The sequence below is a fragment of the Spirillospora sp. CA-142024 genome (assembly GCF_050942325.1).
GTDB lineage: Bacteria > Actinomycetota > Actinomycetes > Streptosporangiales > Streptosporangiaceae > Spirillospora.
On sequence record NZ_CP192077.1, the window covers coordinates 6,729,750 to 6,754,603 of the forward strand.

Sequence of the window (24,854 nt, forward strand, 5' to 3'; positions counted from 1 at the left end):
ATCGCAGCCCGCCGACACCCGCGCCCGCGGGTGAACGGCGGTCAGGCGAGGCGGTGGGCCAGGTCGTTGAAGGCGTCGCGGACGTCGTCGGTGGTGAGGAGCGTCAGGTCGGCGGCGGTCGCCGCGGAGCCGAGCCGCGCCGCCCGGAGGGCGCGGCATGCGCACGCCTTCTCGTACATGGAGCGGGCGAACCGTCCGTTGCCCAGTTCGTCGATCCGGCCGGTCCCGCAGGCGCGCTGGAACACCAGGGCGAGGTCGTCGAGGGCGCGTTCCTCCCATTGGTCGCCGCCCTGCTCGGCGATGAGCTGCGCGATGCGGAGCAGTTCGTCCGGCCCATAGGACGGGAAGTCCACGCGCACGTCGAAGCGGGAGGCGAGCCCAGGGTTGGACGACAGGAAGCGGCCCATGTCGGCGTCGTACCCGGCCAGGATGATGACGAGGCGGTCCCGGTCGTCCTCGGCACGCTTGAGCAGCGTCTGCACGGCCTCCGCACCGAAGGCGTCACCGCCCGAGTAACCCGCGTTGCTCAATGCGTACGCCTCGTCGACGAAAAGGACCCCGCCCAAGGCCGAGTCGACGATCTTGTTCGTCTTCAGGGCGGTCGCCCCCAGATGCTCACCGACGAGGTCGGCGCGCTGCGCCTCGACCACCTCCGGGCGGGCGAGCAGGCCCACCGCGGCGAAGATGCGGCCGAGAACCCGCGCGACGGTGGTCTTGCCGGTGCCGGGCGGCCCCGTGAAGACGAAGTGGCGGGTCGGGGGCCGGGTGACCAGGCCCTGCTCGTGCCGCATCCTCGCCACCTGCAACTGGGCCGCGATCTCCCGGACCTGCCGCTTCACCGGCTCCAGGCCGATCATCATGTCGAGCGAGGCGAGCGCCTCGTCCAGGGTGGGGGTCTCGGTGTAGCCGCGGAATCGTTCGGTGACCTCGGCGAAGGCGGTCTCGACGTCCTCGGCGCGCACGGTGACCAGGTCGGCGGCGGTGGGTCTGGCCGGTTCTCCGGACGACGAGACGGCTTCCACCACGCGCACGTCCCGCGCGCGCGCCGCCGCCTCGGTCAACGACCTGACGAATCGGCCGTTGCCCAGGTCGTCGATGATGCCGCGCCGCTCGACCTCGTCGAAACGGGCCGCGAGCCTGCCGCGGGCCTCCGCGTCGAGACGGTCCTCGCGGAGGCCGGTGTGGTAGTCAGCGATCTGCAGCAGCTCCGAGGGACGGTAGGACGGGAAGTGCACACGGGTGCCGAACCGAGAGGCCAACCCAGGGTTGGAGTCGAGGAGCTCGGCCATCTGCGCGTCGTATCCCGCAAGGATGATGACGAGGTTGTCGCGGTCGTCCTCGGCACGCTTGAGGAGCGTCTGGACCGCCTCGTCACCGAACCGGTCGGGTTGCCCCTCGGCGGAGTTGACCAGGCTGTACGCCTCGTCGATGAACAGGACCCCGCCCAGGGCGGAGTCGACGAGCCGATTGGTCTTGATGGCCGTCGCTCCCAGGAACTCACCGACGAGGTCGGCGCGGTGCGCCTCGACCAGAGCGGGCTCCGGCAGCAGCCCGAACGCATAGAAGATCTTGGCCAGGACGCGGGCGACGGTCGTCTTGCCGGTACCGGACGGCCCGACGAAGACGAAGTGCCGCATCGGCTTCTCGGTGGGCACCCCCGCGGCGGCGCGCATGTGCGCGGCCTCGATGGAGGCGGCGATGGAACGGACCTGCCGCTTGACCGGCTCCAGCCCGATCATGTTCTCCAGTTCCGCGAGCGCGTCCGCCACCGAGATGTCCGGCGACCCGTCCGTCCGTCGTTCCGGTGGCGCAGGGCGTTCGGGTACGGCCACGGCATCTGCGGCCTGTGCGGTGGCGCGCTGGTCATGAATTCCTTGCGCAGCCGCCGTGCCGCTGTTGCCGGTACCGCCGTCCTCACCGGAGCCGCGCCGGTCGGGCTTGGCCGGACGGTCCGGCCGTTCGGGCTTCGGCCCCGTCATGCCGTCCCCCTTCGGGCTCGCCTGTTCCTGCACCCACCCCGTCTCGTAGGCCTCTGCGGGGACCGTGCGCCTTGCCCTGTCCCAGCGGTAGGCGAGAACGGCCAGTGCCGCCGCCCAGCCAGGCGCCACGCTCGCCTCCGGAAGCGGATTGACGGCCGCGGCCGACGTCACCCCCGCTGCCGCCAAGGCCAGGAGCGCCGTGCGCCACGGCGCGTATCCGCGCAAGCGGAAGGCGACGAACGCCACGGGCAGGGCGAGGACCCCGAGAAGCAGTGCCGGGCTCAGGTACGGCGGGCTTCCCTTGTCGGGGTAGAGCCCGCCCAAGGGCACCGATAGTGCCAGCCAGGACGCGATGACCGCGACGACGGCCATCCCCGTCGGCGAGCGCAACATCAGGTGAAGGACGACCAGCAGGATCACCGTGAACGCCGCCGCGCCGACGATCGGCCCCTCCAGCACCACGGTCGCCGACAGCACGAGCGCGGCGAGCAGCAGAGCGCCCAGGAACCTCAGTCCAGGAGTGACCTGGAAGTAGCGCCACCTTAGGCGCTCGAAAAGATCCCGCGCCGCGGCGCCCCTCGCCGGGCGGGAGCGGGACCTGCCGAACAAAGTCATCAAGAGCGAGTAAAGCGCAGGACCGCCCGGAACGGGACTCCCCGCGCCCGGTTCGTTGAGTCACGCCAGTCCGGCCTGGTGCTGAGCTAGGCGCGCCTCGCTCCCGAGACCAGGACATTTGTACTGTCCAGAAGTGGATGTTCGGCTCTGCAACCGACATCGGCCCGCGCATAGCGTGTCCACGTGAACGAGGAGAACCGCAAGTGACCCCCTGGAAGGGCACCCCGAAGCGACGTGTTCCCGACCTGGACTTGGAGCATCTGGACAGGCACGGTCCGGGTGGGCTGGTGTTCGTGTTCTGGCTCGTCATCCTCGTATGGCCGGTCTGGGACATGGTGAAGGGGCGGACCCATCCGCTGTGGCTTGCGGCCTTGACCCTGGCCCTGTTCGCGCTCCTTCACTCTGCGGTCGTCCGTACGGCGTTCGATGGGCGCTACCCGATGCGCGTGCCGATCGCGTTGCTCGTCGCCCAAACGGGCGTCGCTTCTGCGGGCGCCCTGGCCTTCCAGGGACGGTGGTACACCCTGTTCCCGCTGGTCGGGCTCGCCGCCGGGGTCGTCGTGGGACACATGCCCCGCAACTCGAAGGGACCGGAGCTGCACATGCTCATCGGCATCGGCTCGGTCTCGTCCCTGAGCGCCCTGATCGGCTGGGCGAGCGGGGAGGACGGCGGCGCCCTGGCCGCCAACTGGTACGGAACCGTGACGGCGGGGATCGTCACCGCGGTCTTCCTGCGGCTGTCCATCGTGATCGGGCTGCTGCGCGACGCCCGGGAGCAGCTCGCCGAGGCGGCCGTGGCGCGCGAACGGCTCCGGTTCTCCCGTGACCTGCACGACCTGCTCGGCCACACGCTGTCGCTCATGGTGGTCAAGGCGCAGGCCGTCCGCCGCGTCGCCGAACGCGATCCCGCGGTGGCCGCCGAACAGGCCGCCGACATCGAGACCGTCGGGCGCAAGGCCCTGGAGGAGGTCCGCCAAGCCGTCAGCGGCTACCGCGGCCGCGGGCTGGCCGAAGAGCTGGACGCCGCCCGGATGGCACTGGCCGACAACGGCGTGGACGTCTCCGTCCGGCGTACGGGCCCGCCACTGCCGTCCCAGCCGGACGCACTGCTCGGCTGGGCGGTGCGTGAAGGGGTCACCAACGTCATCCGGCACAGCGACGCCGGCCGTTGCGAGATCACGCTCCGGAGCGGCGATGACGGCGCCGTCCTGGAAGTGAAGGACGACGGAACCGGAAAGGGCGGAATCGGCGGATCAGGCGGTCACGGTCTGCGCGGCCTCTCCGAGCGGATGGAGGCGGTCGCCGGCACCGTCCAGGCCGGCCCGGCGCCGGACGGCGGCTTCCTGCTCACCGTCACCATCCCCGTCACGGCGGCCTTGGACGCCGGTGGACAATGAGCCACGTGATCAAAGTTCTGCTCGCCGAGGACCAGGGCATGATGCGCGGCGCGCTCGCGCTGCTGCTCGGCCTGGAAGAGGACGTCGAGGTCGTCGCCCAGGTCGGCGACGGTGCACAGGCCCTGGCCGAGGCGCTGCGGACGGAACCGGACGTCGCCGTGCTCGACATCGAGATGCCCGGGCGCAGCGGCCTGGACGTCGCCGCCGACCTGCGCCGGGAGCTGCCCGCATGCAAGGTCCTGATCGTCACCACCTTCGGGCGTCCCGGATACCTGCGCCGCGCCATGGAGGCGGGTGCGAGCGGGTTCCTGGTCAAGGACGGACCCATCGAAGACCTGGTCGCCGCCCTGCGACGTGTCCTGGCGGGTGAACAGGTCGTGGATCCCGCGCTGGCCACCGCCGCGCTGTCGGTGGGGCCGAACCCGCTGACCGAGCGGGAACGGGACGTGCTGACCGCCGCGGCGGACGGGGCGACCATCGCCGACATCGCCGGGCGCCTGCATCTCTCGGAGAGCACCGTCCGCAACTATCTGTCCGCCGCGATCGGCAAGACGGGGGCGCGCAACCGCATCGAGGCGGTGGGCACCGCGCGCCACAACGGCTGGCTGTGAACGGCCGCCTCCGGGCATGCGGGGCGACGCGCCCCTACGATCGGTTGCGCAGGCCGTTTCGCCGTCCGAAGGAGACCTCTTGACCGACTCCACCGGTGCCCTCCCCGGGTTGGTCCCCTCTCCCGCCACCGCCAAGAGCGCGCCGCGCGCCGCGGGCTACGAGATCGAGGACGAGCTGCGGGCCGCACCGTCCGGGAGCGGCCGTCCGGTCGTGATCGCGGGGGTGGACGAGGTCGGACGCGGCGCCTGGGCGGGGCCCGTCGTGGTGTGCGCGGCGGTCACCGACCTGAGCCCGCCTCCGGCCCTGCCGGGACGCGGGAAGAAGACGATCGCGCTGACCGACTCCAAGCTCCTCACGGAGGCCCATCGCGAGTCGTTCGCCGGGATCCTCCCCGGCTGGCTCGCCGGGCACGCCATCGGCGCGTCCAGTCCGCAAGAGATCGACGAAGTGGGCATGACCGAGGCGCTGAAGCGCGCCGCCGTCCGCGCTCTGGAATCGCTGCCCGTACGGCCCGACGTGGTCATTCTCGACGGCAAGCACGATTTCCTCAGCCGGCCCTGGCGGGTCCGGTGCGAGATCAAGGCGGACCAGAGGTCGGTCACGGTCGCGGCCGCCTCCGTCTTGGCGAAAGTCCACCGCGACCGGCTCATGGCCGACCTCGACGGCGAATTCCCCGGTTACGGGTTCGCCGACAGTGCCGGGTACCCGTCGCCCGTCCACCAGAACGCTCTGGAAGAGCACGGGCCGACGCCGCACCACAGGCTTTCGTGGTCCTATCTGGACGGCCTTCCACGCTGGCGGCACATGAAGAAGCACCGTGACCCGCTCGCCGGAGAAGGGCAGCTCAGCCTGCTGTGAGCCGGCCCCGCGCGCGTCCAGGAGTCATCTCCGATGACCCGGGTAAGGCGGCAGCAACGGGAGGTGGATGCCATGGATGCCGTTGTCAAGAAGCTGCTGCACGAGTCGGGTGAAACCTTCGCCGAGGAGGCCGGCATACCGCTGAAGGACCAGCCGGCCGCTCTGTTCAAGCTGCTCGTCCTGGCCAACCTGCTGAGCGCGCGCATCTCGTCGGAGATCGCACTCGCCGCCGCCCGCGAACTGTTCGACGCGGGAGGCGGGACGGCGCGCGGGATGAGCAAGCTGACGTGGCAGGAACGCGTCGACGCGCTCGGACGCGGTCACTACGTCCGCTACGACGAGAGCACCGCGTCCCGGCTGGGTGACATGGCGGAGATGGTCCAGGACAAGTACCAGGGCGATCTGCGCCGGCTCGCCATCGAGGCGGAGCGCGACCCCAAGAAGGCGGCGGATCTGCTGCAGGAGTTCCCCGGCGTCGGCCCCACCGGCGTGGACATCTTCTGCCGCGAGGCGCAGGCCATCTGGCCGTGGCTCCGCCCCTACGTCGACGACCAGGTGAAGAAGGGCGCCGAGCGGCTCGGCCTGCCCACCGACACGGACGAGCTCGCCTCCCAGGTGCCGGACAAGGATCTGGCCCGGCTGACGGCGGCGCTCGTCCGGGTGGCCCGCGACAAGAAGCTCGCCGAGCACATGAAGGCCGCGTGACCGCGGGCCACCCTGGCCGTTCCGGTCGGCCGCCGTCAGTCCTTGCCGCGTGAGGCGACCCACTCCAGGTTCCAGTTGTACGCCTGGTCGACCGTCATCTTGCCCCAGCGCGGACGGCCGGGCGGCGGGAGGACGAACCGGCCCTCACGGCGGACGACCAGTTCGCCGTTCACGTTCTCGATGAGGGCCAGGACGGCGTCACGGGACGCGTCGGTGCAGTCGTCCATGCGCATGTCGATCGGGGGCGCGCCCACCGGGAACAACGTGGCGACCGCGTCCAGGCCGCGGAAGTCGTTGGCGCCGTCGTAGATCTCCGCGAACACCAGGATCCGCTTGAAATCCGCCTTGTGGTCGAGGTTGATGTGGAGGTTCTCCCCCGTCTCGACGGCACCGGTGCGGTCGTCCTTGTCGAGCTTGATGAAAGGCGGACGGTCCAGCGCGCCCATGTCGCCGAGCGCGTGGATGATGCCCTTGCGGCCGTCCTGCAGCTCCCACAGGCAGCACAGGTCGAGGTCGAGGTCGACGCCGCGGCGGCGCTTGCCGAGCAGTCCCTTGGCGACGCCCTCACGTGCGGTCCAGTTGAGGTTGACGCGCATGTGGCCGGTCGTCGCGCCGTGCTTGGTGAGCGACACCGACGGCGCGTTCTTCGTCAGAGAGATCTTGCCGCCCGGCTGCTGCTGTTGCGGCGGCTGCTGAGGCTGTTGCGGCGCGTACTGCCCGGGCGGGGGCGGGGTGTACTGGCCGGGAGGCGGAGGGTACTGGCCTGGAGGCGGCGGAGGCGCGTACTGGCCGGGGGGTGGCGTGTACTGACCGCCGGGAGGTGGCGGGGGTGGCGTGTACTGGCCGCCCGGGGGCGGCGGTGGCACGTACTGGCCTCCGGGCGGCGGAGGCGGCGCGTACTGCTCCTGCGCGGGCGGAGGCGGCGCTTGCGGCTGCGGGGGTGCCGGCGGTGCCTGCGGCTGCGGGGGTGCGGGCGGGGGCGGGGGCGGGGCCGCCTTGCCGGGGTCGTCCACCGAGATCCCGTAGTCGGTGGCCAGGCCGGCGAGACCCGAGTCGTAGCCCTGGCCCACCGCACGGAACTTCCACGTACCCTGGCGGCGGTAGAGCTCACCGAGCACGAACGCCGTCTCCGAGGTGGCGCCCTGGCTGTCGAACCGGGCGACCTCCGTTCCGGCCGCCGCGTCCACGACGCGCACGTACAGCCCCTGGAACTTGCCGAACGTCCCGCCGTCCGAAGACGCGGCGATGACGATCCTGTCGATGGCGGGCTCGACCCTGTTCAGGTCGACGGACAGGACGTCCAGAACGGTCGGCCCCTGCTGCTTGCCTTCATGCCTGACCGCGCCGGACCCGTGCGCCGGCTGGTTGTAGAAGACGAAGTCGTCGTCCGACCGCACCTTGCCGGTGTCCGCCAGCAGGAGCGCCGACGCGTCCGCGTCGGGTACGCCGGGGCCACCCTGCCAGCCGAGCTCGACCCGCACCGAGGGAACCGGCACCGCGGTGTTGGCACCCTTCTGCATCGACATGAACGCTCCTCATCATCGACCGATGTCACCAACCTACGGGCAGACGTACGGCCCCCGCGACCTGCCGTCATGAGAGGAGGACGCACGACGGCGTCGGTGAGTTCCGTCCGATACCGCGCGGGCCTCAGCCGGCCAGATCGGTGGGCGGCGCACCCGGAAGCGGCGCCGGTTCGGGAGTGCGAAGGCCGTCCAGGACGATCCGCAGGTTGCGGTCCCACTGGTGCTCGCCCGCGTGCAGGCCCACCGTGTGGTCACCGGTGGAGACGGAGACCAGCAGGAACGCGACGTCCTGCCATGTGATGTCCGCGCGCATGGCCCCGGCGCCCTGGGCCCGCTCGACGAGCAGGCGGATCCGCTCGCGCAGTTCCGCGCGCGCGTGGTCGAGGGTGCCGCCCAGCACGTCGTTGATGTCGCACAGTTCGTTGCGGAGTCTCGTGTAGGCCGCGGCGAAGCCGCTGAAGCCCTCCCACGGGTCGGGATCGGCGAGTCCCTCGTCGCCCTTCGCGACGATCTCTTCGAGGATCTCGGCCATGACGGCCTCCAGGAGTGCCTCCAGCGTGCTGACCCGCCGGTAGAACGTCCCGACGCCCACCCCGGCGCGGCGCGCGATCTCGTGGGCGGTGATCTCACCGCCCATCTCGCCGGCCGCTTCCCGGGCCGCCTCGACGAGACGCTCCACGTTGCGTCTGGCGTCGGCGCGGGGACGCCGGCCGGAGCCGTCGTCCAGCAGCCGGTCCACGGCGCTCTTGGTGCTGCGCATGAACCCGATTCTAGCCATAAGCGGACTCATGGCGTCCGATTTAAGTGGACAACTCGCGTCCGGTTGCACTAGCGTTCCTCGAAGCGGACGCGAGTTGTCCGTTTAACGAAGGGATTGATCATGGAATCGAGACCCGCGGGCTCCTCCGCCCTGAAGATCACCGCACTCGCCGCGGGATTCGTGATGGCGGGCGTGGACGCCACGGTGATGCAGATCGCCGGGGCGACGATCCAGGAGCGCCTGGACGCCTCCCTGAGCCGGCTCACCTGGGCCGTCGACGGCTACGTGCTGACGTTCGCGGCCCTGTTGATGCTGGCGGGCGGTCTCGCCGGCCGGCTGGGCGCGCGGAGGGTCTACCTGTCGGGCATGGCGGTCTTCTTCACCGCCTCCCTCGCCGCCGCCCTCGCCCCCACCGTCGACGTGCTCATCGCGGCCAGGCTCGTCCAGGGCATGGGCGCGGCGCTGTTCATGCCGAGTTCGCTGGCGCTGCTCGTCCAGGCGTTCCCCGATCCGCGCCGGCGGACCCGTGTGCTCGGCCTGTGGTCGGCGATCGTGGCCTCGGCCGTCGCGCTCGGCCCGACGATCGGCGGTGTCCTCGTGAGCACGCTCGGCTGGCGGAGCATCTTCCTGATCAACCTGCCGCTGGGCATCGCGGGCATGGCGCTGACCCGCCGATTCATCGCGGCGGCCCCGGGGCGTCCCGCCCCGCTGGCCGTTCCCGGGCATGCCGCGCTGATCGCCGGTCTCGGCGCGCTCAGCTTCGCGCTGATCGAGGGACCGCACCTCGGGTGGGCCTCGCTCCCGGTCCTCGCCGCGATCCTGGTCGCCCTGGCCACCGCCGTCCTGCTGCCCCTGAGAGAGCGCGGCGCCCGCACGACCGTCATGCCCTGGGCGATGTTCCGCAGCCCGCGCTTCACCGGCGCCAACGCGGTGGGATTCCTGTTCAACGCCGCCCTCTACGGCACGCTCTTCCTGGTCGGGCTCTACTTCCAGCACGCCGCGGGCTCCGGCCCGCTCCGCGCGGGCCTGCAGATCCTGCCGCTGACGATCTTCATCCCGCTCAGCAACCTGGCCTTCGTGCGCCTGTCCGCGCGCATCGCGGGCGGACCGCTGCTCACCGCCTCCCTGCTGCTCGCGGCCGCGGCCTCCTTCACGCTGACCACCATCACGCCCGCGAGCCCCTACTGGACGACGGCCGCCGCCCTCGCCGTGACCGGCATCGCGGGCGGCATCACCTCCCCCGCCATGACCGCCGTGATGGTCGACGCGGCGGGCCCTGAGAACGGCAACATCGCGGGTTCCGTCCTCAACACGGGCCGCCAGATCGGCACACTGATCGGCATCGCCGTCATCGGCGCCGTCCTGGGCGCGTCGTCCGGCTGGACGACCGGCGCCGAGATCTCGTTCTCCCTGATCGGAGCCGCCTACATCGCCGCCGCCCTCGCGGCCTGGCGCCTCATCACCCGTCCCGAACGAGCCGCACGCCGCCTCCGGCACTCCCGGCCCGAAACCGCAGTGGCATCCCCGCAGCAGCCGCGGAAGACAGTGCCACACCTCGACGGCTGATGCAGGGGTCAGGGGACTCGGGCGGTCCAGTCAGAGGTGCTGAACTTGTCCGTCACGTACTTCTGGGCCAGGCGGAGTTCGTCCTCGCTCACGCCGTCATCGGTGAGGCCGTAGCGGCCGCGGAAGTGGGCGATCATGCGGTCGATGATCTCCTCGCGGGGAAGGCCGGTCTGGCGGCGCAGCGGGTCCACGCGCTTGACCGCGCTGGCGATCCCCTTGTCGGAGATCTTCTCCCTGCCGATCCGGAGCACCCGCAGCATCTTGCCCGCGTCGATGTCGTACGCCATGGTCACGTGGTGCAGCACGGCGCCCGCGGCGAGCCGCTTCTGCGCCGCACCCGCGATCTTGCCCTGGTCGGAGGTGATGTCGTTCAGCGGCTGGTACCACGCCTTGATCCCGAGTTCGCCGAGCGCGCCCAGCACCCAGTCGTCGAGGAACGCGTAGCTCTCGGCGAACGACATGCCCGCCACCAGCGTCTCCGGCGCGTACAGCGAATAGGTGATGGTGTTGCCCGGCTCGATGAACATCGCGCCCCCGCCGCTGATGCGGCGGACCACGTCCACGCCGTACGTCCCGGCCGCCTCGGCGTCGACCTCGTTGCGCAGCGACTGGAAGCTGCCGATGACCACCGCGGGCGACGCCCACTCCCACACCCGCAGCGTCGGCGGGCGGCGTCCCGCGCCGACCTCCTCGGCGAGGACCTGGTCGAGCGCCATGTGCAGGGCGGGCTCCTGAGGCGGCTCATGGATCAGCCGCCAGTCATGGTCACGCCAGTCGGACGCCCGCGAGACGGCCCGCCGCACCGCGATGCCCACCGCCTCGGCGGTGATGCCGAGCATCACCGTGTTCCGCGGCAGCCCCGCCTGCACCCGGACACCGATCGCCCGGGCGTCGAGCCCCGCCGGCAGACCGTCCAGGGCGGCGTTGATCGCCTCCAGGGCCTCGTCGGGCTCCAGGAAGAAGTCGCCGCTGATCCTCGGTCCGCGCAGCAGCCCGTCCACCACATCGACGTCGGCGACGACGAGCTTGCCGCCGGGAACCTTGTACTCACCGTGCATCACGTAGACCTGAACCCCGCCGCGCCGCACTCGATTCCGGGGGTCTCCCCAGGCATCGGCGAGCACGCGTGTCCGGAAGCGGGTGGCGGGCACGGTGCGGTGACCGGGTGCGCGCCCGCTACTGTTCCGGAAGCCGAACCACTGGAGGGGGCATGCCGAAACCGGGGAGGCCGGTCCGCGGCTCGACCAGGGGCCGTCCGCTCATGGCGGCCCTCGACCTCTTCGGGCGGCGCTGGACGTTGCGCGTCATCTGGGAGCTGCAGGACGCCCCGCTCGGCTTCCGCACCCTCCAGCAGCGTTGCGACGACATGTCGTCCAGCGTCCTCCGGCAGCGTCTCCTCGAACTGATGGATGCGGGCCTCGTCCAGCAGACCCCGGAGAACCGGTACGCCCTGACCACGCTCGGCCGGGACGCCCGCGAGGCGCTTCGCCCGCTGTCGCACTGGTCCGACCGATGGGCCGAGGCACTGGACACGGAGGCACCGGACGCCGGGGCACCGGACACCGACCTCGACTGACACCGAGGCCTTGCGCTTCTATTTTCGAAGCAGCACACTGCTTCTATTATCGAAGCATCGGAGAGGAGCGCCATGCCGCGCATCGCGCCGCTCGACCCCCCGTACGACCCCGAGATCGCCACGGCCCTGGCCAAGTGGATGCCGCCCGGCGTGGCGCACGACCCGCTGACCCTGTTCCGCACCCTGCACCGGAATCCGGAACTGGCGTCCCGCATGCGCGTCCTCGGCGCCGGACTGCTCGCCCACGGCCGGCTCCCCGACCGGGACCGCGAGATCGTCATAGACCGCACCTGCGCCCGCGCCGGCTGCGAGTACGAATGGGGCGTCCACGCCGCGACGTTCGGCGAGGCCGTCGGGCTCGCCGACGAGCACCTGCGGGCGACCCTGTCCGGCGCGGAGGCCCCCTGGTCACCGAGGGAACGGCTCCTGATGGCGGCGGCCGACGAACTGTACGACTCCGCCCGGATATCCCGCACCACGTGGGACGCTCTGGCCGAGCACTACGACGAACCGCAGCTCCTGGAGCTCCTGGTGCTCGCCGGCTGGTACCGGACCATCAGCCAGCTGATCAACACACTGGAGATCGACAACGAGTCCTGGGCCCCCGGCTTCCCCGCCCCCCTCGCGGTTCGTGGTGGGCGGCCGGGGCATCGTTGAGGGACGGCGTCGCTGGGAGGGCGGTTCGGTGAGCAATCTTGATGTCAGCCCTAAGCCGGTCGAGTGCGGAGGACGGGACGATGTGCCTGGACGGCCGGTCCACGAGCTGCTCCCGCCCCGGCGCGTTCCCCTGGGGGAGAGCACGGTCGTCCGGCGGCTGCTGCCCAGCCTCGGACGGCGCATGGTGGGCGCCTGGTGCTTCGTCGATCATTACGGGCCGGACGACATCACCGGCGAGCCCGGCATGCAGGTTCCGCCGCATCCGCACATCGGGCTGCAGACGGTGAGCTGGCTGCACGGCGGCGAGGTGCTGCACCGCGACAGCCTGGGCAGCCTGCGGACCGTCCGGCCGAGGGAACTCGGGCTGATGACGTCGGGCCGCGGGATCGCGCATTCGGAGGAGTCGCCGCGCGGCCACGGCCCGGTCCTGCACGGGGCTCAGCTCTGGGTGGCGCTCCCCGACTCGGACCGCGGCACGGACCCGGCGTTCGAACATCATGCCGACCTGCCCGTCGTGGACGGTCCCGGGTTCAGCGCCACCGTGATCCTCGGGGAGCTGGACGGCGCCGCGTCCCCCGGCACGGTCTTCACCCCGATCATGGGTGCGGACCTCGCCCTGCGGGACGGGGCCGGCGTGCGCCTGCCCGTCGACCCGGACTTCGAGTACGCGGCGCTCACGATGTCCGGGATCACGGAGGTCGACGGGATGCGCGTGGAGCCCGGTTCGATGCTGTACCTGGGTTCCGGCCGCCGCGAACTGCCCCTGAGAGCCGATGGTGCCAGCGGTCTCGTGCTCCTCGGAGGCGAACCGTTCGAGGAGAGGCTCGTCATGTGGTGGAACTTCGTCGCCAGGACGGGTGAGGAGATCGCACGCGCCCGGGAGGACTGGATGGCGGGCGACCGCTTCGGTGCGGTGCACGGCTACGACGGCGCGCCTATCCCCGCTCCCGCGATGCCCGCGACGCCTCTGAAGCCCCGTGGACGCGCCCGCTGAGACGGTGGTCGTGGAGGGATCTCATCAGGACGCCCAGCATCAGCCCCCCGCCGACGATGGCGAGACCGTGGACGACCGCCGCCACGGCCGGATACTCGGCGGGCGTGTAGCCGCCCGGGCGGAGGAGTAGCACCGCCAGCTTCCAGCCGCCCCACGCGAACAGGGAACCCGACGCGGTGAAGCCCAGCGTCATCGGCAGCCAGACGGGCAGGTTCGGCCGCGCGGAGGCGACGGCCAGGACGCTCCAGACCCCGAGGAGCGCCCAGAGCGCTGAGTCTCCCAGCAGGAGCCGCACGTTCTGGTCGAGGAGGTCACGGTGTGCAGGGGCCAGGCCGAGGGTGCCGCCGCCTGACCAGTACGTCCAGAGGGCGGCCGGGACGACGGTGACCGCGGCCGCCGTGCGCGCCCGCCGGACGGCGGTCCGCGGACGGCCGGCGAGACGTCCGAGGAAGGCCGCCGGCCAGCGCTCCCGCATGTAGATGGGGAGGGCTATGGCGACGCCCACGGCCATGCCGGTGAAGCCGATGCCGATGAGCATCAGTTCCCAGGAGGGGACCGAGTCGCCGCCGTCCCCACCGGCGCTCTCCCCATCGCCGCCTAGTACGGCACTGACCACGCCGTAGGGCATGAGTGGAACCAGGAATCCGCACCCCACCCAGGTGAAGAAGACCAAGGGCGCGGTCGGTATCCGCCATTTCCGGCCTTGAGCCAAGACGACGCCCAGCGCGATCCCGGTCGCGGCCATGCCGACGGTCACCACGTTGAGCACGACCCAGTCCGGGCCGCCGAACTCCGCCGGGACGCTGCCGAGCAGTGCGGCCGCCACCCAGACGATCTTGACGGCCAGATACAGCGACAGCGACGCGGCGGCGCCGTACCCGGCGAGCCGCCGCACCGCGTTCCAGCCCGGCCCGACGGCTCCGGGCAGCTGAGGCGTTTCCGTCATGATCGGAGCCTGTCGTCCGCCGCCCGGACGGCGCCTCCCCCGCACGGGTCGTCCGCCTCCCCCGTGCGGCCGAGAGCCGGCCCTAGCGGTCGGCGGGGAGGAACTCGTCGAGGGCGCCGGCGACCAGGTCGGGACGTTCGAGGGTCTGCATGTGAGGGGTGCCCGGGAGCTCCCGGTAGGTCGAGCCGGGGATGCGTTCGGCGATACCGGACATGATCTCCGGGGTCGTCGAGGCGTCCAGCTCGCCCGCGAGCACCAGCGTCGGGAAGTCCTCCTTGGCGAGGCGGCCCTGGACGTCCACGCCCCTGAAGGCCCGCCAGGCCGCGGCCCAGTCCGCGCCGTCGAAACGGCGGATGTGCTCCCGCGCGTACCGGACGCCCCACGGGTTCGTGGCGAGTGCGGCGGGCGTGAACCAGCGCGTCAGCGTCGGGACGACCTGCGCCTCCATTCCGTCGACCTCCCCGGAACGGGCGCGGCCCTCGAACGCGTCGAAGGCGTGGTCGGTGGTCGCGAGCAGGGCCAGCGACGCGACGCGTCCGGGTGCGCGGACGGCGGCCGTCTGCGCGATGCCGCCGCCCATCGACAGGCCGACTATGTGTGCGCGGTCCACGTCGAACGCGTCGAGGACTCCGAACATGTCCGCCGCGAGGTCGTCCATGGTGAACGGACGGGGCGCGCCCGCGGCCGCGCCGTGTCCGCGGAAGTCGTAGGCGAAGACTCTCCGGCCGTTGGAAAGCCGTTCCATGACCGGCTCCCACATGCGCCAGTCCACGCCCAGGGAATGCGAAAGAATGACCGCTGGTCCGTGGTCGCCCTTCTGCGCGACAACGGTCTCGTGGTCGGCGAGCACGACGCGGTGCATCCGCGGCGGGTTCGGAATGCCCTGCTCATCCAGAACGCCTTGGACGACGGCGAGTGCGTCGAGCGCGCGTGGGAAGCCCGCATAAACCGAGAGGTGCTCGCAAAGGGCCAGCAGTTCGGACGGCTCGACCCCCTGCCGAAGCGCCCCGCGCACATGGCCGGCGAGACGGCCTTCGGCGCCCCCCAAGGCGGCGATGACGGCGACGGTGGCGAGTTCACGCGTGCTGCGGCCGAGTTCAGGACGGGCCAAGGCGCCGCCGAACGCACCTTCCACGACGGCCTCGAACATCTGCGGGGATGTTCGGAGCACCTCAGGTAGTGCCTCCTCGGGCTTTCTTCCCATCAGTCCCTCGTACTCTCGTCGTCCACGCTCACCACGGTTCATGTCGTGCTCCTTTTCAAGAAGTCCGCGTTAGGCGGAACACGACAATCTTCATGCCGCTACAAGCTAGATGTCCAAGACTTAATGAAGCTGTCGGTCATATCAATCACTTATCACCCAGCGCGGGCCATGGTCCGGCCGAGACGAGATCCGGACGGCCCGCCATGAAGTCGATGAAGGCGGCCAGGGCGGGGCCTGGCCGGCGTCCCGCGGGCCAGGCGAGCGACGGAGCCCAGACCGGTTCCGGGTCGAGCCGGACGACGCCGACCGGCTGCCCCGGTTCCTCGGCGACGGAACGCGGGACGACGGCCGCGGCCAGCCCCACGCTCGCCATGGCCCGCGCGGTGCTGTACTCCCGGGTCTCGAACCGGATCCGCGCGGTCGCGCCCGCGTCCGCCAAGGCCGACAGGACGATTTCGCGGATCACCGAGCCGGGCGGGTAACAGACCAGGTCGGTGCCGTCCAGCACCGGGACGGGCACCCTGTATCTGCTCGCGAGCGGCGCGGACTCCGAGGTGATGAGGACGAGGGGTTCCTCCCCGAGCGGCAGGGAGTCGAGCCGCCGCCCCTCCTCCTGCGGCGGCAGCCGGACGACGGTCGCCGCGTCGAGCCGTCCAGCGTGCAGGCCCGCGACCATCTCCTCGGTGTTCATCTCCCGCAGTTCCACATCGATCGCCGGATACTCCCGGGAGAACTCGGCGAGCAGGCGGGCGAGCCTCGCGGTCAGCCCGCGGGCGCCGCCGAGGCGGATGCGTCCGCGCGTGCCCTCCGCCCAGCCGCGCATCTCGTCCTCGACCGCCGCGATGTCGGACAGGATCCGTTCGGCGTGCTCCAGCAGGGCGGACCCGGCCGGGGTCAGCTCCACCCGGTGGTTGTTCCGTTCGAAGAGCGCGATGCCGAGCTGCCGTTCGAGCTTGCGGATCTGCTGGGACAGCGCGGGCTGCGCGATCTGCAGTGCCTCCGCCGCCCGGGTGAAGTGCAGCTCACGCGCGACGGCCCGGAAGTATTCGAGCTGGCGAGAACCCATCATGCATTCAGCATCTCACCACGACCGAACGTCATGCATTGATCGTCTAGCCGAACTCACGTGGCCATCGCCTAGGTGCGTACCCGCAAAGGTGTTAACAGAGGGGTAACGGGCCACTCACGACACTCCCGTTCATGCATTCCGAGGCAGGGCCGCGCCCATGAAGCGCGCGGGGCTTCTCATAACCGCGACGCTCACAGCGGTCGCGATACTCACGGCCGGTTCCACGAGGGTCGCCCGCGAACCGGCCGCCGTCCCTACGATTGCCACGACGACCCCGACTCCGAGGCGGCAACCGACGGCGCCCACGTTCACCGAGTCCGAGCGCGACGCACTCACCCGCGCGATCCGCCGATATCTCGACGGCAGACCCGTGCATCTCTCGGTGTCAGTGCGCGATCTGACGACCGGCCTCTCGTACTCCTATGGAAAGAGCCTGCGCACCGCGACGGCCAGCATCGTCAAGGTCGACATCGTGATCGCGCTGCTCCTCCAGGCCCAACGGGAGGAACGCGGCCTCACGTCCGCCGAGAAGGCCCTGGCCGAACGCGTGATCACGGTCAGCGACAACGACGCCGCCACGGCGCTCTGGCATTCGATAGGCGGCGCGGACGGCCTGGCATCCGCCAACAGGAAACTGGGCCTGCGCGACACCGAACCCGGCCCGGGCGAGTCCTGGGGCTCGACGACGACGAGCGCGGCCGACCAGATCCGGCTTCTGGCCGCGCTCGCGTCCGGGAAAAGCCCGCTGCATCCAGCGAGCCGCCGCTACCTCCGCCACCTGATGCGGAACGTGACGCCGGAACAAGCATGGGGAGTGAGCGCGGCGGGAACCGACGCCGAAGTGAAGAACGGCTGGCTTCCCCGCGAGAGGCATGGCGGCGCCTGGACGGTCAACAGCATCGGCATCGTCCGGCGGGACGGCCACACCTTCCTGCTCGCCGCCGTCTCCGAACGCGACGGCACGATGCAGAGCGGAGTCGAGGCCATCGAGCACACCGCCGAGACCGTGACAGCAGCCCTCGCCCGCGCCTCCCGCGACACCTGAACAGGCCCCTTCACCTGCGACGTTCGCGATATCCGCACAAGGGCGGTCATACTCTCCGTCTGAACCGGGCCCAGTTCCCCGCCTGAAGGAGTCGACGGCATGCGCTCTCGGCCGCTGTACGACGTCATCGCAGTCCTCGCGCGGCTCGGTGTGGGAATCGTCTTCATGGCGCACGGCTGGCAGAAGATCGAGGCGGGCATCAACGAGACGAGCCGCACGTTCGACGGTCTCGGCGTCCCGCTGCCCACCGCGGCCGCCGTCTACTCCGCGTTCGTGGAACTGCTGGGCGGCGCCGCGCTGATCGTCGGCCTCGGCCTGCCGGTGACCGGCCTCCTGCTGTTCCTGGACATGGCCGGCGCGTTCGCCTTCGTCCACGCCGACCAGGGTCTGTTCATGGTGGACGGCGACAGCGTCCGCAACGGCTACGAACTGGTCGTCGCGCTCGGCATGGCCAGCCTGCTGTTCGCTGCGGGCGGCGGCGGGCGGCTGACCCTCGACCAGTGGGTCCTCGGGAAGCGGCTGCGCCGCCCGGACGACGAGGACGAGGAGGACGCGGCGAGTTTCGTCGCCTCCCTCCGCCAGGCCGAGACGAAGCCCGTGAAGAAGCCGCGGTCACCGCGTCAGCTCAAGAGCCCCGCACCGCCGCCTGGGCCCGCCGAAGCCCCGGAGACCTCGGGCAAGGACACCGGCGCCGCCGAAGGCTCCGCCGACGATGTGCTGGTGGCGGGCCGCCGCAAGTCCCAGCGGCGCCGCGCTTCGACGACCCAGCCGATCAAGCGCGGCGACGACAAGGACCCCTCCGCCTGACCCGCCCCGGACGCCTCCCCGGCGCACGGAACGGCCGGGACCCCGGCGGAAACCAGGATCCCGGCCGTGGCCGTTCTCAGCTGCAGCCGCTGGTGGAGCCGCAGCCTTCGCAGACGTAGCAGCTCCCCGCCGGGCGCATCTTCGTGCCGCAGGTGAGGCAGAGCGGCGCGTCGGCCGTGCGGCCCTGGCGGCTCTCGATGACCTCCATGGACGAGTGCGCCTCGGTGGACGGAGCCGGTGCGGGCGCCGCCGGACGCGTGATCTCCGCGGACTGCGCCAGCGACTCGTGGTCGACCTCGTCCTCGGCGTGCAGGGCGGCGGGGTCCTCACCGTTGGCCTGCATCGCGCGCTCGCCGGCGGTGAAGATGCCGAGGCCCGCGCGCTCCTCGTAGGGCAGGTGGTCCAGCGCCAGGCGGCGGAAGATGTAGTCCATCACCGAGGTCGCCATGCGGATGTCCGGGTCGTCGGTCATACCGGCCGGCTCGAACCGCATGTTGGTGAACTTCTCCACCCACGTCTCCAGCGGGACCCCGTACTGGAGGCTGATGGAGATCGCCATGGAGAAGGCGTCCATCACGCCGGCGAGCGTGGAGCCCTGCTTGCCGAGCTTGAGGAAGACCTCGCCGACACCGTCGTCCGGGTAGGACGAGGCGGTCATGTACCCCTCGGCGCCCGCGACGGAGAAGCGGGTGACGGTCGCGGGACGCTGCTTCGGCAGCCGCCTGCGGACCGGACGCGGCGCCGCCGTCTCCGCCGGCTCGGCCTTGGCCGTCTCCTTCTTGCCCGCGGCGGACAGCGGCTGGCCGACCTTGCAGTTGTCGCGGTAGATCGCCAGCGCCTTCAGGCCGAGCCGCCAGCCCTCGAAGTACACCTTCTCGATGTCCTCGATGGTGGCCTGCTCCGGCATGTTGACGGTCTTGGAGATCGCGCCGGACAGGAACGGCTGGACGGCCGCCATCATCCGGACGTGCCCCATCGGGCTGATCGCCCGCTCCCCCATCGCGCAGTCGAACACCTCGTAGTGCTCGGGACGCAGCCCGGGGGCGTCCACGACGTGGCCGTGCTCGGCGATGTACTCGACGATCGCCTCGATCTGCTCCTGCTGGTAGCCGAGCTGCTCCAAGGCGCGCGGCACCGTCTGGTTGACGATCTGCATGGACCCGCCGCCGACGAGCTTCTTGAACTTCATCAGCGCGAGGTCCGGCTCGATGCCGGTGGTGTCGCAGTCCATCATCAGGCCGATCGTCCCCGTCGGGGCGAGCAGGCTGGCCTGCGCGTTGCGGTAGCCGTGCTTCTCGCCGGCCTTGAGGCAGTCCGCCCACTGCTTGGCGGCGGCGGCGTGGATCGCCTTGTCCATCGCGTCCAGGGCGCGGATGCCGTCGTTGGCGGCGGCGTGCTTGCGCATGACGCGCTTGTGGCCCTCGGCGTTGCGCGCGTAGCCCTCGTACGGGCCGACGACGCCGGCGATCTCGGCGGAGCGCCGGTAGGCGACGCCCGTCATCAGGGACGTGATCGCCGCCGCGAGGGAGCGTCCGCCCTCGGAGTCGTAGGCGTGGCCGGTCGCCATCAGCAGCGCGCCCAGGTTGGCGTAGCCGATGCCCAGCTGCCGGTAGTCGCGGGTCGTCTGCGCGATCTTCTCGGTCGGGAAGTCGGCGAAGGTGATGGAGATGTCCATCGCCGTGATGACCAACTCGGTGAGCTTCACGAACTTCGCGACGTCGAACGTCCCGGCGCCGGTGAGGAACTTCAGCAGGTTGATGCTCGCGAGGTTGCAGGACGAGTTGTCCAGGCTCATGTACTCCGAGCAGGGGTTGCTGGCGGTGATGCGCCCGGTCTCCGGGTTGGTGTGCCAGTCGTTGATCGTGTCGTCGTACTGGATGCCGGGGTCGGCGCACTCCCACGCGGCCTTCGCCATCCGCCGGAACAGTTCCCCGGCCTTGACGGTCTCGACGACCTCGCCGGTCATCCGGGCGCGCAGCGCGAACTCGCCGTCCGACTCGACGGCGTGCATGAACTCGTCCGACACCCGGACCGAGTTGTTGGCGTTCTGGTACTGGACGCTGCCGATGTCCTTGCCGCCGAGGTCCATGTCGAACCCGGCGTCGCGCAGCGCGCGGATCTTGTCCTCCTCGCGCGCCTTGGTGTCGATGAACTCCCCGATGTCGGGGTGGTCGACGTCCAGGACGACCATCTTCGCGGCCCGGCGGGTGGCGCCGCCCGACTTGATGGTCCCGGCGGACGCGTCCGCGCCGCGCATGAACGAGACGGGGCCGCTGGCCGTTCCGCCGGAGGAGAGCAGTTCACGGCTGGAGCGGATGCGGGAGAGGTTCAGGCCGGCTCCGGAACCGCCCTTGAAGATGACGCCCTCTTCCTTGTACCAGTCCAGAATCGACTCCATCGTGTCGTCCACCGACAGGATGAAACACGCCGAGACCTGCTGCGGGGACTTCGTGCCGACGTTGAACCAGACCGGAGAGTTGAAGCTGAACAGCTGGTGGACGAGCGCGTACTTCAGTTCGTGGTCGAAGACCTCGGCGTCCTGCTCGGAGGCGAAATAGCCCTGCTTGAGCCCCGTGTCCACGTACATCCGGACGACACGGTCGACGAGCTGCTTCAGACTCCATTCCCGCTGCGGCGTTCCGACCGCCCCGCGGAAGTACTTGGACGTGACGATGTTGACGGCGTTCAGCGACCAGAAGTCGGGGAACTCGACGCCGCGCTGCTCGAAGTTCACCGAGCCGTCGCGCCAGTTGGTCATGACGACGTCACGACGTTCCCAGCGCAGCTCATCGTACGGATGCACGCCGGGCGTGGTGAAAATGCGCTCGACCTTCAGCCCCTTGCGGCTCCCCTTGCCGCGCCGCGCCGCCGAGCCGCTCACCGTCTCCGTCATGACCTTCCCCCTTCTCGGGCCCTCCCGCCGGGCCCTGCTCAGGAACAACCCCGCCGCCGCCCGGGCCATGCCCGCACGGAGACGCCTTTACGTGTGCTGATACGTGCTGACGTGCTTCCGGAACCGTCCCTACCGGGACGGGCCGGGCTCCCCCGAGGAACCGGCCTTCCGCAGTGCTTCGATCTCCTTGGCGAAGTCGTCCAGCGACTCGAAGCTCCGGTAGACCGAGGCGAATCGCAGATAGGCGACCTCATCGAGTTCGCCGAGCGGCCCCAGGATGGCGAGGCCGATCTCGTGCGAGGGGATTTCCGCGGATCCGGACGACCTGATCGCCTCTTCGACCCGCTGCCCCAGCTTCGCGAGCGCATCCTCGTCGACCGGCCGGCCCTGACAGGCCCTGCGCACACCGGCGATGATCTTTTCCCGGGAGAACGGCTCGGTGACCCCGCTGCGCTTGGCCACCATCACGAGCACATTCTCCTGCGTCGTGAATCGCTTGCCGCATTCGGCGCACGACCGGCGACGCCGAATGGCGCCCCCGTCGTCGGTCGAACGGCTGTCGATCACTTTGGTGTCAGGGTTGCGGCAGAACGGGCAGTGCACGTTTCTCCCCTCCCCTGACGTAAACGAGTTACACCGATGTGAGTGCCATATATAGGGAACTACATCGACGTAACTACTAGATGTTGTGGTCAACCGTACGGCTCGCCGCAGGCGTTCGCAACCTGATCCGGCGCCTCAGGAGCCCCATCCGCCGCGTCCGCGCAGGTCACCTCGCGGCTCCCGATTTTCGCTCCGGGCGTGTCGTCACCGACCGTCCCCGTGCCCCACCTCGCAGTCACAGAATCCCTGGTGGGGCGCCTGGCGCCCTGCCGTCGGGGCGGACGGGCGTTCTGCCCGAGTCAGCGTCGACCACCCCTCTCTGGCTCGAACATCAGGGAGGCCGGTGGCGTCTGAGGGGTCATGAACCCCAGGTGCGAAAGGTGCGACGGGCCGTTGGTCCCGGTGGTGTACGGCATGCCCGCCAACGACGAGCCCTACCGGCGGCACGAACGTCGCGAGATCTACTTCACCGGCGGGTGCATGGGCGGGCCCGAGCCGTGGTGGTGCTGGTCGTGCGAAGCGTTCGCCGACCCGGAGCCGCGGCCTCCTCGAACGCTGACAAAGGACGGCTACCAGCTATCGCTGCTCGCGGACATGCGCCGCTATGCTCCGGAGGCTCCTCTGGAACCGCCGGCGCCGTACGGCGACCCGCCGGCCGCCCTGCTGGAGGAGGCCGGCCAGTGGGACCGCATGCGCTCGCCGAAGATCAAGGACCTGTCGGCGATCCTGGGCGATCCGGTCAGCGGCGGCCCGTCCCGGCACCGGTTCACCTTTTCCCTCTGGCCCGACTTCTGGCTTGAGCACACGACCCTGGACACCGAAACCGCGGGATATGTCCTCAACCGACGGTTCGTACGCCGGTCGGGCGAGCCGATGCGGTCAGCGGACGAGCTGCGCCCCTGGTCGGTCCTGCTGTCCGAGGCTCAGGCGTTCTTCGGCTGGGAGGAGACCCGGATGCCCAACGCCGTCTGGCACGACGTGCCCTTCCGGCTCGAAGGGCGGCCGATGCGGGCGTATTTCGTCTACGACCTTCTCCAGCACGTCTCGGAAGCCCCGGAGGAGCAGGGTCCGCACGCGCCGGATCCGTGGCTCAGCCGAGGATGAGCGGGAGCCTCGCGGCGAAGTCGCCCAGTGCGGCTTCCTCCGCGCCGGCCGGCGTGCGGCGCCCGGTTCCGATCAGCAGCGCGTCCCGGTCGGAGAACGAGGCGGGAAACGCTGCCTGAGCGATCTTCTCCAGCGCGGTGCGCGCCGCCGCGAGGGTCTCGGCGGGCGGCCCGGCGGCCGACGGCAGATGCGCGATGAGGTCGAGATGGTGCAGGGTCCATTCGAGCACGTACGCGGATAGATAGTCGCCGACGGTCAGCACCTCGTCGCGGGTGCCGACGCGGGCCGCGGGATCGGCGAGTCCGGCGGCGCGGCCGGCGGCGGAACCGACGTCGTCCAAGTGGAACTTGAGCAGCCGCGGCTCGCCGTATGCGGCGGCCAGCCGGGGGATCAGCGCGTCCAAGGGGTCCTCGCCGTTCGGGGGTTCGGCGAGGATTTCCCAGTAGGTGACCGCGTCCACGGTCGGTTCGGCTCCGGCGGGCGTGGCCAGGGTGATCAGGACGTCCTGGGCGTCGATGACCAGATGGCACACCAGGTCCCGCACGAGCCAGCCGGTGCAGCCGGACGGCCGTTCGAAGTCTTCGTCCGGTACTTCGGCGACCGCCGCGAGCAACGCCGTCCAAGAACGCGAGAAGAGATCCACTGCCGCACGGTAATGCCAGACCGGAACGACGGCCAAACCGCCCACGGCCCGCGCCCTGGCCGGAATCAGCCGGTGGGGAGGCGAAGCTCCTGGCCCGGCTGGACGGTGGGGTCGCCGCCCAGGCCGTTGAGGTCGATGATGCGCTGGACGACCAGGCGGGGGTCCGTGCCCGGGTCGGTGGCGGACGCTATGCCCCAGAGGGTGTCGCCGGGTTCGACGACGACCGTCCTGCCCGGACGTGACGGGGCGCGACGGCCGTCGCGGGAGCCGGCGAACGCGCCCGGACCCACGGTGAGCCAGAGCAGGACAAGGGTCACCGTGGCCGCGAAGCCCACCACCACGGCGCGTCCCCGGCGGGTCAGGCGGATCGGAGTGCGGTCACTGTGGGGCGAATCCGGCATCTCTCCCCTCCTCGGCGTCGAATGCATTTTCGATCGAACGCCTGTACGATGTTCTACCAGGGGACGCCGACAAAAAGCGAGCACATCTTCGAACAATTGTTTGATCATCGGGCCGGGACGCGATAGCGTTCATGACAAGGAGTGACGGATCGAGGCGCCCGGGAGGCGACGAGCGATGAGCAAGGTCCGGGAGCTGCCCGACGGGCCGATGGACGAGACGGGCCTGACCCAGCGGCAACGCATGGTGCTGGAGGTGATCCGCGACTCGGTGCAGCGCCGGGGGTACCCGCCCTCGATGCGCGAGATCGGCGAGGCCGTCGGGCTGACCAGCACCTCCAGCGTGTCGCACCAGCTCCGGGCGCTCCAGCGCAAGGGTTTCCTGCGGCGCGACCCCAACCGGCCGCGCGCCGTCGAGGTGCGGGTGCCGGGGGCGACGCCGGTGCGGACCGACGAGGAGGGCTACGAGCCGGCCGGGTCCCAGCCCGCGCCCGCGTACGTGCCGCTGGTCGGGCGGATCGCCGCCGGTGGGCCGATCCTCGCCGAGGAGGCCGTCGAGGACGTGTTCACGCTGCCGAAGCAGCTGGTCGGCGAGGGCACCCACTTCCTGCTGAAGGTCACCGGCGACTCGATGATCGAGGCCGCGATCGCGGACGGTGACTGGGTCGTCGTGCGGCAGCAGCCGGTGGCCGAGCAGGGCGACATCGTGGCCGCCATGATCGACGGCGAGGCCACCGTGAAGACCTTCAAGCGCCGCGACGACGGCCACATCTGGCTGATGCCCCAGAACCCCGCCTACGAGCCGATCCCCGGCGACGAGGCGTCGGTGCTGGGACGTGTCGTGGCGGTCCTCCGCAAGATGTGACGCGCGTGTCGAGCGGCCGCCGGCAACTTCCC

The 24,854-nt window shown here is 70.7% G+C and carries 23 protein-coding genes; 12 read left to right on the forward strand and 11 right to left on the reverse strand.

The genetic code is table 11. The features are described 5' to 3' along the window. Nucleotides 1-41: 41 nt before the first annotated feature. Entirely contained in the window at nucleotides 42-2,594 is a 2,553-nt protein-coding gene (locus tag ACQPZP_RS31875; protein WP_433473409.1) for an AAA family ATPase, read from the reverse strand. Nucleotides 2,595-2,797: 203 nt separating this feature from the next. Between ACQPZP_RS31875 and ACQPZP_RS31880 the strand changes: the two genes are divergently transcribed. From ACQPZP_RS31880 to ACQPZP_RS31895, 4 genes are all read left to right on the forward strand, one after another. After that, nucleotides 2,798-3,991, forward strand: coding sequence for a sensor histidine kinase (locus tag ACQPZP_RS31880; protein ID WP_433473410.1), 1,194 nt, complete (start codon nucleotides 2,798-2,800; stop codon nucleotides 3,989-3,991). Nucleotides 3,992-3,996: 5 nt separating this feature from the next. Beyond that, nucleotides 3,997-4,602 (forward strand): response regulator, encoded by a 606-nt coding sequence (locus tag ACQPZP_RS31885; protein WP_433473411.1) that lies wholly within the window; start codon nucleotides 3,997-3,999, stop codon nucleotides 4,600-4,602. Between the two features lie 109 nt (nucleotides 4,603-4,711). Continuing rightward, nucleotides 4,712-5,461 (forward strand): ribonuclease HII, encoded by a 750-nt coding sequence (locus ACQPZP_RS31890; RefSeq protein ID WP_433479708.1) that lies wholly within the window; start codon nucleotides 4,712-4,714, stop codon nucleotides 5,459-5,461. A gap of 72 nt (nucleotides 5,462-5,533) precedes the next feature. Beyond that, a complete protein-coding gene (locus ACQPZP_RS31895; protein WP_433473412.1) occupies nucleotides 5,534-6,166 on the forward strand; it encodes an endonuclease in 633 nt (210 codons plus the stop codon). A gap of 35 nt (nucleotides 6,167-6,201) precedes the next feature. Here ACQPZP_RS31895 and ACQPZP_RS31900 read toward each other — a convergent pair whose 3' ends face one another. Both ACQPZP_RS31900 and ACQPZP_RS31905 read right to left on the reverse strand, forming a co-directional pair. Then, nucleotides 6,202-7,692 carry a TerD family protein gene (locus tag ACQPZP_RS31900; RefSeq protein ID WP_433473413.1) on the reverse strand — a complete coding sequence of 497 codons (1,491 nt, stop codon included), beginning with the start codon at nucleotides 7,690-7,692 and terminating at the stop codon, nucleotides 6,202-6,204. 124 nt (nucleotides 7,693-7,816) lie between these two features. After that, the gene (locus tag ACQPZP_RS31905) at nucleotides 7,817-8,452 is read right to left on the reverse strand and encodes a TetR/AcrR family transcriptional regulator (protein WP_433473414.1); all 636 of its coding nucleotides are present in this window, start codon (nucleotides 8,450-8,452) and stop codon (nucleotides 7,817-7,819) included. A gap of 120 nt (nucleotides 8,453-8,572) precedes the next feature. On the opposite strand from ACQPZP_RS31905, the gene ACQPZP_RS31910 reads away from it, so the two are divergent. Then, entirely contained in the window at nucleotides 8,573-10,018 is a 1,446-nt protein-coding gene (locus ACQPZP_RS31910; RefSeq protein ID WP_433473415.1) for an MFS transporter, read from the forward strand. Between the two features lie 8 nt (nucleotides 10,019-10,026). Here the strand turns inward: ACQPZP_RS31910 and ACQPZP_RS31915 are convergent, their stop codons facing one another. Continuing rightward, entirely contained in the window at nucleotides 10,027-11,076 is a 1,050-nt protein-coding gene (locus ACQPZP_RS31915; RefSeq protein ID WP_433473416.1) for a lipoate--protein ligase family protein, read from the reverse strand. 152 nt (nucleotides 11,077-11,228) lie between these two features. Here ACQPZP_RS31915 and ACQPZP_RS31920 point away from each other — a divergent pair, with 152 nt between their 5' ends. The 3 genes from ACQPZP_RS31920 (at nucleotide 11,229) to ACQPZP_RS31930 (ending at nucleotide 13,245) form a co-directional block, all read left to right on the forward strand. Further along, nucleotides 11,229-11,594 (forward strand): winged helix-turn-helix transcriptional regulator, encoded by a 366-nt coding sequence (locus ACQPZP_RS31920; RefSeq protein ID WP_433473417.1) that lies wholly within the window; start codon nucleotides 11,229-11,231, stop codon nucleotides 11,592-11,594. Between the two features lie 72 nt (nucleotides 11,595-11,666). Continuing rightward, nucleotides 11,667-12,251, forward strand: a complete 585-nt coding sequence (locus ACQPZP_RS31925) for a carboxymuconolactone decarboxylase family protein (RefSeq protein ID WP_433473418.1) — start codon at nucleotides 11,667-11,669, stop codon at nucleotides 12,249-12,251. 28 nt (nucleotides 12,252-12,279) lie between these two features. Further along, on the forward strand, nucleotides 12,280-13,245 hold the full coding sequence (locus ACQPZP_RS31930; protein ID WP_433473419.1) for a pirin family protein: 966 nt from the start codon (nucleotides 12,280-12,282) through the stop codon (nucleotides 13,243-13,245). On the opposite strand, the gene ACQPZP_RS31935 is transcribed toward ACQPZP_RS31930, so the two are convergent. The 3 genes from ACQPZP_RS31935 to ACQPZP_RS31945 all read right to left on the reverse strand — a co-directional run bounded on the left by ACQPZP_RS31935 (nucleotide 13,187) and on the right by ACQPZP_RS31945 (nucleotide 16,464). Continuing rightward, on the reverse strand, nucleotides 13,187-14,191 hold the full coding sequence (locus ACQPZP_RS31935; protein WP_433473420.1) for a hypothetical protein: 1,005 nt from the start codon (nucleotides 14,189-14,191) through the stop codon (nucleotides 13,187-13,189). The two genes, ACQPZP_RS31930 and ACQPZP_RS31935, sit on opposite strands and share 59 nt — an antisense overlap. Nucleotides 14,192-14,273: 82 nt before the next feature. Continuing rightward, nucleotides 14,274-15,437, reverse strand: a complete 1,164-nt coding sequence (locus tag ACQPZP_RS31940; protein ID WP_433473421.1) for an alpha/beta fold hydrolase — start codon at nucleotides 15,435-15,437, stop codon at nucleotides 14,274-14,276. Between the two features lie 103 nt (nucleotides 15,438-15,540). Next, a complete protein-coding gene (locus ACQPZP_RS31945) occupies nucleotides 15,541-16,464 on the reverse strand; it encodes a LysR family transcriptional regulator (protein WP_433473422.1) in 924 nt (307 codons plus the stop codon). Between the two features lie 382 nt (nucleotides 16,465-16,846). On the opposite strand from ACQPZP_RS31945, the gene ACQPZP_RS31950 reads away from it, so the two are divergent. Both ACQPZP_RS31950 and ACQPZP_RS31955 read left to right on the forward strand, forming a co-directional pair. Next, nucleotides 16,847-17,509 carry a serine hydrolase gene (locus ACQPZP_RS31950; RefSeq protein WP_433473423.1) on the forward strand — a complete coding sequence of 221 codons (663 nt, stop codon included), beginning with the start codon at nucleotides 16,847-16,849 and terminating at the stop codon, nucleotides 17,507-17,509. A 99-nt stretch (nucleotides 17,510-17,608) separates the two neighbouring features. Beyond that, nucleotides 17,609-18,316, forward strand: a complete 708-nt coding sequence (locus ACQPZP_RS31955; RefSeq protein ID WP_433473424.1) for a DoxX family protein — start codon at nucleotides 17,609-17,611, stop codon at nucleotides 18,314-18,316. 76 nt (nucleotides 18,317-18,392) lie between these two features. On the opposite strand, the gene ACQPZP_RS31960 is transcribed toward ACQPZP_RS31955, so the two are convergent. Together ACQPZP_RS31960 and nrdR are read right to left on the reverse strand one after the other, a co-directional pair. Beyond that, entirely contained in the window at nucleotides 18,393-21,209 is a 2,817-nt protein-coding gene (locus ACQPZP_RS31960; protein WP_433473425.1) for a vitamin B12-dependent ribonucleotide reductase, read from the reverse strand. 129 nt (nucleotides 21,210-21,338) lie between these two features. Then, a complete protein-coding gene (nrdR, locus tag ACQPZP_RS31965; protein WP_067636063.1) occupies nucleotides 21,339-21,812 on the reverse strand; it encodes a transcriptional regulator NrdR in 474 nt (157 codons plus the stop codon). 414 nt (nucleotides 21,813-22,226) lie between these two features. Between nrdR and ACQPZP_RS31970 the strand changes: the two genes are divergently transcribed. After that, entirely contained in the window at nucleotides 22,227-22,916 is a 690-nt protein-coding gene (locus ACQPZP_RS31970) for a hypothetical protein (protein WP_433473426.1), read from the forward strand. Here ACQPZP_RS31970 and ACQPZP_RS31975 read toward each other — a convergent pair. Then, nucleotides 22,903-23,559 (reverse strand): maleylpyruvate isomerase N-terminal domain-containing protein, encoded by a 657-nt coding sequence (locus tag ACQPZP_RS31975; protein WP_433473427.1) that lies wholly within the window; start codon nucleotides 23,557-23,559, stop codon nucleotides 22,903-22,905. The two genes, ACQPZP_RS31970 and ACQPZP_RS31975, sit on opposite strands and share 14 nt — an antisense overlap. A gap of 65 nt (nucleotides 23,560-23,624) precedes the next feature. Beyond that, nucleotides 23,625-23,960 carry a LysM peptidoglycan-binding domain-containing protein gene (locus ACQPZP_RS31980; RefSeq protein WP_433473428.1) on the reverse strand — a complete coding sequence of 112 codons (336 nt, stop codon included), beginning with the start codon at nucleotides 23,958-23,960 and terminating at the stop codon, nucleotides 23,625-23,627. Nucleotides 23,961-24,135: 175 nt separating this feature from the next. On the opposite strand from ACQPZP_RS31980, the gene lexA reads away from it, so the two are divergent. Then, nucleotides 24,136-24,822: a transcriptional repressor LexA gene (gene lexA / locus ACQPZP_RS31985; protein ID WP_433463089.1), complete on the forward strand. Its 687-nt coding sequence runs from the start codon at nucleotides 24,136-24,138 to the stop codon at nucleotides 24,820-24,822. Nucleotides 24,823-24,854 lie beyond the last annotated feature (32 nt).

Excerpts from the sequence above, each read along its gene's own strand:
- ACQPZP_RS31875 (WP_433473409.1), bottom strand. The coding sequence starts at position 2,594 with ATGACTTTGTTCGGCAGGTCCCGCTCCCGCCCGGCGAGGGGCGCCGCG.
- ACQPZP_RS31895 (WP_433473412.1), top strand. The coding sequence starts at position 5,534 with ATGGATGCCGTTGTCAAGAAGCTGCTGCACGAGTCGGGTGAAACCTTC.
- ACQPZP_RS31900 (WP_433473413.1), bottom strand. The coding sequence starts at position 7,692 with ATGTCGATGCAGAAGGGTGCCAACACCGCGGTGCCGGTTCCCTCGGTG.
- ACQPZP_RS31905 (WP_433473414.1), bottom strand. The coding sequence starts at position 8,452 with ATGCGCAGCACCAAGAGCGCCGTGGACCGGCTGCTGGACGACGGCTCC.
- ACQPZP_RS31910 (WP_433473415.1), top strand. The coding sequence starts at position 8,573 with ATGGAATCGAGACCCGCGGGCTCCTCCGCCCTGAAGATCACCGCACTC.
- ACQPZP_RS31915 (WP_433473416.1), bottom strand. The coding sequence starts at position 11,076 with ATGCACGGTGAGTACAAGGTTCCCGGCGGCAAGCTCGTCGTCGCCGAC.
- ACQPZP_RS31920 (WP_433473417.1), top strand. The coding sequence starts at position 11,229 with ATGCCGAAACCGGGGAGGCCGGTCCGCGGCTCGACCAGGGGCCGTCCG.
- ACQPZP_RS31925 (WP_433473418.1), top strand. The coding sequence starts at position 11,667 with ATGCCGCGCATCGCGCCGCTCGACCCCCCGTACGACCCCGAGATCGCC.
- ACQPZP_RS31935 (WP_433473420.1), bottom strand. The coding sequence starts at position 14,191 with ATGACGGAAACGCCTCAGCTGCCCGGAGCCGTCGGGCCGGGCTGGAAC.
- ACQPZP_RS31940 (WP_433473421.1), bottom strand. The coding sequence starts at position 15,437 with ATGAACCGTGGTGAGCGTGGACGACGAGAGTACGAGGGACTGATGGGA.
- ACQPZP_RS31945 (WP_433473422.1), bottom strand. The coding sequence starts at position 16,464 with ATGATGGGTTCTCGCCAGCTCGAATACTTCCGGGCCGTCGCGCGTGAG.
- ACQPZP_RS31955 (WP_433473424.1), top strand. The coding sequence starts at position 17,609 with ATGCGCTCTCGGCCGCTGTACGACGTCATCGCAGTCCTCGCGCGGCTC.
- ACQPZP_RS31960 (WP_433473425.1), bottom strand. The coding sequence starts at position 21,209 with ATGACGGAGACGGTGAGCGGCTCGGCGGCGCGGCGCGGCAAGGGGAGC.
- ACQPZP_RS31970 (WP_433473426.1), top strand. The coding sequence starts at position 22,227 with ATGCCCGCCAACGACGAGCCCTACCGGCGGCACGAACGTCGCGAGATC.
- ACQPZP_RS31980 (WP_433473428.1), bottom strand. The coding sequence starts at position 23,960 with ATGCCGGATTCGCCCCACAGTGACCGCACTCCGATCCGCCTGACCCGC.
- lexA (WP_433463089.1), top strand. The coding sequence starts at position 24,136 with ATGAGCAAGGTCCGGGAGCTGCCCGACGGGCCGATGGACGAGACGGGC.